The organism is Algoriphagus sp. 4150, assembly GCF_031457395.1.
Lineage (GTDB): Bacteria > Bacteroidota > Bacteroidia > Cytophagales > Cyclobacteriaceae > Algoriphagus.
In genome coordinates, this window is record NZ_JAVDWS010000063.1 from 1 (window position 1) to 2,720 (window position 2,720).

General features: G+C 53.1%; 1 rRNA gene. It reads left to right on the forward strand.

The annotated features are described in order from the left end of the window. Positions 1-2,719, forward strand: a 23S ribosomal RNA gene (locus J2X69_RS24675); the annotation flags it as partial. Position 2,720 lies beyond the last annotated feature (1 nt).

Sequence of the window (2,720 nt, forward strand, 5' to 3'; positions counted from 1 at the left end):
AAGCGAACGTGGGGAACTGAAACATCTAAGTACCCATAGGAGGAGAAAATAACAATGATTCCGTAAGTAGTGGCGAGCGAAAGCGGAAGAGCCCAAACCGTCCATGTTACGGCATGGGCGGGGTTGTAGGACCTGTATAATCAAGAACAACGAGACGGGAACAGCGTGGGAAAGCTGACCGCAGGGGGTGAGAGTCCCGTACCGGAATTGTTGTTTGCGAGACGGGTATCCTGAGTAGGTCGGGACCGGAGAAATCCCGATTGAAACTGCCGGCACCATCCGGTAAGGCTAAATACTCCTGAGAGACCGATAGTGAACTAGTACCGTGAGGGAAAGGTGAAAAGTACCGTGAATAACGGGGTGAAATAGAACCTGAAACCGTGCGCTTACAAGCGGTCGGAGCCACTTTGTGTGGTGACGGCGTGCCTTTTGCATAATGAGCCTACGAGTTACTCCTCACCGGCAAGGGTAAGGCATTCAGTGCCGCACCCGGAGCGAAAGCGAGTCTGAAAGGGCGTTTGAGTCGGTGGGGGTAGACGCGAAACCTAGTGATCTACCCATGGCCAGGTTGAAGTTGTGGTAACACACAATGGAGGACCGAACCGATAAACGTTGAAAAGTTTCCGGATGAGCTGTGGGTAGGGGTGAAAGGCTAATCAAACTGGGAAATAGCTCGTACTCCCCGAAATGTTTTTAGGAACAGCGTCGGGAATTGTATGGCGGAGGTAGAGCTACCGATAGGACTAGGGGGAGTCAAATCCTACCAAATCCTGACGAACTCCGAATGCCGTCATACAGAACCGGCAGTGAGGGCTTGGGTGCTAAGGTCCAAGTCCGAGAGGGAAAGAACCCGGACCTTCCGCTAAGGTCCCCAAATCCGTGTTAAGTTGAACAAAGGTGGTCCAGCTGCAGAGACAGCCAGGAGGTTAGCTTGGAAGCAGCTATTCCTTTAAAGAGTGCGTAACAGCTCACTGGTCGAGCGGCAGGGCGTCGATAATAATCGGGCATCAAACACGGTACCGAAGCGAAGGATTATACTGAGCGATCAGATAGTGGTAGGGGAGCATTCCAACGGCGGTGAAGCCGTGGCGTCAGCCCCGGTGGAGCTTTTGGAAAAGCAAATGTAGGCATGAGTAACGATAATGCGGGTGGGAAACCCGCACACCGCAAGACCCAGGTTTCCTGATCAACGCTAATCGGATCAGGGTTAGTCGGGACCTAACGCGAACCCGAGAGGGGTAGTGGATGGACAATGGATTAATATTTCCATACCGGTTATACAGGCAACGGAGTGACGGAGTGATGAAAGATCCGCGCGGTGACGGAATACCGCGTTAAAGGCAGTAGGTATTGGACCCATAGTAAAATGCGTGGGTTTAGCCGAAGCTGACAGTACCGTGCGTCTTCGGACAGGCGGATAGTGATCCTAAGGGCTTCCAAGAAAAACTTCTAGCGCTAAGCGTATAGCTGCCCGTACCGCAAACCGACACAGGTGGTCGAGGAGAGTATCCTAAGGTGCTCGAGTGAATCATGGCTAAGGAACTCGGCAAAATAGCCCTGTAACTTCGGGAGAAGGGGCGCCCCGCAGGAATGCGGGGCCGCAGTGAAGAGGCCCAGGCGACTGTTTAACAAAAACACATGGCTTTGCAAAGTTTCAAGACTAAGTATAAGGCCTGACACCTGCCCGGTGCCGGAAGGTTAAGAGGGGATGTTACCGCAAGGGAAGCATTGAATCGAAGCCCCGGTAAACGGCGGCCGTAACTATAACGGTCCTAAGGTAGCGAAATTCCTTGTCGGGTAAGTTCCGACCTGCACGAATGGTGTAACGATCTGGGCACTGTCTCAGCCATGAGCTCGGTGAAATTGTAGTCGCGGTGAAGATGCCGCGTACCCGCAACGGGACGGAAAGACCCCATGCACCTTTACTGCAACTTAGTATTGGTACTGGACAAATGATGTGTAGGATAGGTGGGAGACATTGAAGCGGGTTCGCCAGGATCCGTGGAGTCACTGTTGAAATACCACCCTTTGTTTGTCTGGTATCTAACCCCGTATTCGGGGGACATTGCTTGGTGGGTAGTTTGACTGGGGTGGTCGCCTCCAAAAGGATAACGGAGGCTTCCAAAGGTTCCCTCAGTACGCTTGGTAACCGTACGGGGAGTGCAATAGCATAAGGGAGCTTGACTGTAAGGCCGACAAGCCGAGCAGGGTGGAAACACGGGTATAGTGATCCGGCGGTTTTGAATGGAAGAGCCGTCGCTCAAAGGATAAAAGGTACGCTGGGGATAACAGGCTGATCTCCCCCAAGAGCTCATATCGACGGGGAGGTTTGGCACCTCGATGTCGGCTCGTCACATCCTGGGGCTGGAGAAGGTCCCAAGGGTTGGGCTGTTCGCCCATTAAAGTGGCACGCGAGCTGGGTTCAGAACGTCGTGAGACAGTTCGGTCCCTATCTGTTGCGGGCGTGGGAAGTTTGCGAGGACCTGACCTTAGTACGAGAGGACCGGGTTGGACTGACCGCTGGTGTACCGGTTGTGATGCCAATTGCATTGCCGGGTAGCTACGTCGGGAAGAGATAAGCGCTGAAAGCATCTAAGTGCGAAACTCCCCTCAAGATGAGACTTCCAAATAGGGCCGTCAGAGACGATGACGTCGATAGGCTACAGGTGTAAAGGCAGCAATGTCATAGCCGAGTAGTACTAATTGCCCAAAAACTTACG